This window comes from Micromonospora sp. NPDC049799 (genome assembly GCF_040656655.1).
Taxonomy (GTDB): Bacteria; Actinomycetota; Actinomycetes; order Mycobacteriales; family Micromonosporaceae; genus Micromonospora.
In genome coordinates this window covers 1-4255 of sequence record NZ_JBFAMU010000420.1, presented here as the reverse complement: position 1 = coordinate 4255, position 4255 = coordinate 1, and the positions used below count along the sequence as shown (strand labels likewise).

At 72.9% G+C, this 4255-nt stretch carries 3 protein-coding genes and 1 pseudogene; 3 read left to right on the top strand and 1 reads right to left on the bottom strand.

Annotated elements, in window-relative coordinates; translation table 11 throughout:
* Positions 1 to 1107, bottom strand: a 1107-nt coding sequence (locus AB0I76_RS23560) for a glycosyltransferase (RefSeq protein ID WP_357039278.1), incomplete at its 3' end; no start/stop codon positions are given.
* Positions 1108 to 1131: 24 nt separating this feature from the next.
* Between AB0I76_RS23560 and AB0I76_RS23555 the strand changes: the two genes are divergently transcribed.
* The 3 genes and pseudogenes from AB0I76_RS23555 to AB0I76_RS23545 form a co-directional block, all read left to right on the top strand.
* A complete protein-coding gene (locus tag AB0I76_RS23555; protein WP_357039275.1) occupies positions 1132 to 1992 on the top strand; it encodes a DNA-formamidopyrimidine glycosylase family protein in 861 nt (286 codons plus the stop codon).
* Between the two features lie 267 nt (positions 1993 to 2259).
* Positions 2260 to 3831: a sugar transferase gene (locus tag AB0I76_RS23550; protein ID WP_357039281.1), complete on the top strand. Its 1572-nt coding sequence runs from the start codon at positions 2260 to 2262 to the stop codon at positions 3829 to 3831.
* 32 nt (positions 3832 to 3863) lie between these two features.
* A pseudogene (locus AB0I76_RS23545) lies at positions 3864 to 4255 on the top strand (hypothetical protein); the annotation flags it as partial.

Here is a 4255-nt window from a genome sequence, read left to right as displayed (position 1 = left end):
GGCGGCCAGCGCCGCCGGCTCCGGCGGCACGACCCAGCCCGCCTCACCGGCCACGACGCCGACCGGCACGCCGGGCACCGAGGCGCTGACGGCCGGGCCGGTGCCGGCCGGTTCGCGGGGAGTGTCCGCGCCGACCAGGTACGGGATGCCGCCGAGGGCCGTGCCGAGCACCGGCCGGCCCGCCGCGAGCGCCTCGATGATCACCGTGGGCAGCACGTCGTGCCAGGTGGAGGTGGCGAGCACCACGGCGCTCGCCTCCAGGGCCGCGCGGACACCCGTACGGTCCAGCGGGCCCAGGAACGTCACGTCCGAGCGTTCCGCGGCGGCAGCCTCCACCAGGGGGCGCAGCTCACCGTCGCCGGCGATGCGCAGCGGCCCGCGCGCGCCGTCCGGTTGCCGCCGCCAGGCGTCCAGCAGCAGGTCCAGCCCCTTCTCCGGGGAGAGGCGGCCGAGGAAGAGGAAGCCCTCGCCGAGCGGGGCGGGGCGGCCCGGGTCGGGGATCGCGTTGGGCTTCACGACGATCCGGTCGTCCGGGATGCCGTAGTCGCGCAGGTGGTCGGCGACGGCGGTGGTCAGTGCGACGAACCGGTCCACCGACTTCCAGGTCGGTCGGTGCACGGCGAGCGTGGTGGCCATCAGCGCGCTCTGCGCCCGGGAGCCCCGGTAGCAGCGGTGCACCACCGCCGGGACACCCAGCGCCCGACCGCGGCAGTCCTGGCAGATCATGCCGTCGCGGAAGTACAGCCCGGACGAGCACACCTGCCGGTAGTTGTGCACCGTCTGCACCACCGGCACGCCACGCCTGTGCGCGGTCCGCACCACCCAGGGCGACAGCAGGGGGTACGGGTTGTGCAGGTGGAGCACGTCCGGACGGCGCTCGGTGAGCAGCCGGTCCAGGTCGTGCTGGGCCTTCGGGGCCCAGATCGGCGAGATCGGCAGCAGCGCCTTCGCCGCCTTCGACATCGAGGGGATCTCGTCGGAGCTGCGGATGAACGGCAGCACCTCCACCCCGGCCGCCGTGAGCTGGGTGATCTCCGCGTCGACGATCGTGTTCTCACCGGAGGGCTGAGCCTCGCGGTACCGGTTGTGCGCCACCACCACTCTCACGGGAAAGAAGGCTACCGTTGGCGGGTGCCCGAACTACCGGAGGTTGAGGCGCTCGCGGGTTACCTGCGACAGCGCGCGGTGGGGCGGCGTGTCGACCGGCTGGAGGTCGCCGCGATCAGCGCCCTGAAGACGTACGACCCGGCCCCGACGGCCGCGGCCGGGCGAACGGTGACGGACGCGCGGCGGCAGGGAAAGTTCCTCGACGTGGTGCTCGACGGCGACCTGCACGTGGTGATCCACCTGGCCCGGGCGGGCTGGCTGCACTACCGGGAGGCGTTCCCGTCCGCCATGCCGCTGCGACCCGGCAAGGGTCCCATCGCACTGCGGGTACGCCTCGACGACGGCTCCGGCTTCGACCTGACCGAGGCCGGCACCCAGAAGAGCCTCGCGGTCTACCTGGTGACCGATCCGGCGACCGTGCCCGGGGTGGCCCGGCTGGGCCCGGACGCCCTCGCCGCCGACCTGGCCACGTTCTCCGAGCGGCTGCGCAGCCGCCGGGGCCAGGTCAAGGGGGTGCTCACGGACCAGACCGTGCTGTCCGGGGTGGGCAACGCGTACTCGGACGAGATCCTGCACGCGGCGAAGCTGTCGCCGTTCGCGCTGACCACCAAGCTGACCGACGACCAGGTGGCCACGCTGCACGCGGCGACCCGACAGGTGCTCGGCGACGCGGTGACCCGGTCGCTGGGCCAGCGGGCCGCCGAACTGAAGGGCGAGAAGCGGTCCGGCCTGAAGGTGCACGCCCGGACCGGGTTGCCCTGCCCGGTCTGCGGCGACACGGTCCGCGAGGTGTCGTTCGCCGACTCCAGCCTGCAGTACTGTCCGACCTGCCAGACCGGCGGCAAACCGCTCGCTGACCGACGGTTGTCTCGATTGGTACGGTGAGTGACGACGCTCTCGATTACGGAGAGGAATCGGCTGCCCCGCGCCGAACGTCCGAGTCGCGGCTCTACCCTGGTCGCCATCCATCGGTATAGTGGCTCGGTCCCCGGCTTCCGAAATGGCTTGAAGCCGGCCAGTTGCCAGGCGACGCCGGTCGTACGCAAAGGCCCTTCGGGTCCGCGCACCCGTCCGGTGGCCGCGTGGGAGACTGGGACGGTGGGCGACCCGGGCCCTCACGGCGAGTGAGCGGCGCGAGTCATGCGGGAGGACATGGGTGAGGTGACGGCAAGCCTCCAGCGCCCGGTAACCAACACAGGCCGGAGCGAACTCGTGCGGCACGTCGACAGCTTCGAGATCCAGCCGCCGGCGCCGCCATCCCACAACGGCGTGCCCCGGTCGGCGTGGGCCCGCGCCCGGCGCCGGGTGTCGCGCTGGCACCGGCCCTACACCGCCGTTCTGCTGCTGCTGGACTTCGCGGCGGCGGCGTTCGCCAGCTTCACGGCGATCCACACCTTCGACCAGGCGCGGTCCGGGTTCTACAAGGCCGACGAGGACCCGACCTGGTTCTTCACGGTGGCGTTCGGCCTGCTCCCGCTCGGCTGGGTGATCAGCCTCTGGTTCAACCGGGCCTACGACCGGCGCTACCTGGGCCTGGGGCCGGACGAGTACAAGCGCGTCATGCGATCCGGTGTGGCGGTGGCCGCGACGGTCTCGTTCCTGGCCTTCGCCACCAAGACCGACCTGTCCCGCTACACCGTCGGCACCGCGCTGCTCGGCGCCCTCCTGCTGGTCCTGCTGGGCCGCATCCTGGCTCGGTTCGTGCTGCACGTGATCCGGCGCAACGTGGGTCAGGCCGGGCACCGGATGGTGCTCGTGGGCACCCTGCCCGAGTGCCTGGAGGTCTACCGCTCGGTCACCCGGAGCCCGTCCGCGGGCCTGGTCCCGGTCGCGATCCACATCACCGACGGCTACGCCGCGGTGCGGGGCATGGAGACCCCGGTCCCGGTGTACGCCGGCCGTGACGTCCTCGCCCTGGTCCGGGAGGTCGGCGGCGACACGATCGCGGTCTGCGGCTCGGCCAGCGCCGAACCGGGCGAGCTGCGCCGGTTGGCCTGGCAGCTGGAGGGCTCCGGCGTCGACCTGGTCGTCGCCCCGCAGCTCACCGACATCGCCGGCCCCCGTGTGCACATCCGGCCGATCGAGGGTCTGCCGCTGCTGCACGTCGAGGAGCCGACCCTCTCCGGGCCGGCGCTGCTGGCGAAGAACCTCCTCGACCGGTTCGCCGCCGGGCTGGGCCTGCTGCTGTTGGTTCCCCTCTTCCTGGTCATCGCGATCGCGATCCGGTTCTCCGACGCCGGCCCGGTCTTCTTCCGCCAGCCCCGCGTGGGGCACGAGGGGCGGACGTTCCGGGTGTGGAAGTTCCGGACGATGTACGTCGACGCCGAGGACCGCCTGGCCGGCCTGGTCGACCAGAACGAGACCGACGGCATGCTGTTCAAGATGAAGCAGGACCCCCGGGTCTTCCCGGTGGGCCGCTTCCTGCGTGCCTCGTCGCTGGACGAGCTGCCGCAGCTGATCAACGTCTTCAAGGGCGAGATGTCGCTGGTGGGGCCGCGCCCGCTGCCCGCCGACGACGGCGACTTCCTCGGCGACGTCCGGCGGCGGCTGCTGGTCAAGCCGGGCATGACCGGCCTCTGGCAGGTGTCCGGCCGCTCCGACCTGTCCTGGGACGAGGCGGTCCGGCTGGACCTCTACTACGTCGACAACTGGTCGCTCGCGTACGACCTCAGCATCCTGTGGCGGACCGTCGGGGTGGTGCTCGCCCGCAAGGGCGCGTACTAGCGCACCGGGCGGCCACCCGTCAGGATCGCTGCGTGGGTGGCAACCTCTCCGCCGTCTTCGGCGTCGTCTCACTGGTCACCGCGCTGGCCGCGGCCCTGTACGCGGTGGCGCGCCTGCGTGGCCGGCGGGGCATCGCCACGGCCACCCAACGGGCCACGTACGAGGTGCTGCACACCGCCGGACTCGCGGCCGAGCCGCTGCGCGCCGGGCTGACCGCCACGCACGCGGCGAAGGCCGTACGCCATCTGCGGGCGCTGGTGGGGTCGGCCGGGCTGGCGCTCACCGACACCGACCGGTTGCTGGCCCTGGACGGGCGCGGCGCCCACCACGACGCGCAACTGGTCGCGGCGGCCCGGCGGGCGGTGGCGACCCGGACGGGACCGAGTATCGCGTCGACTTCACGGACGAGGAGTACCGCGGGCTC

Coding starts and splice junctions, on each gene's coding strand:
- AB0I76_RS23550 (WP_357039281.1), top strand. CDS start 2,260: ATGGGTGAGGTGACGGCAAGCCTCCAGCGCCCGGTAACCAACACAGGC.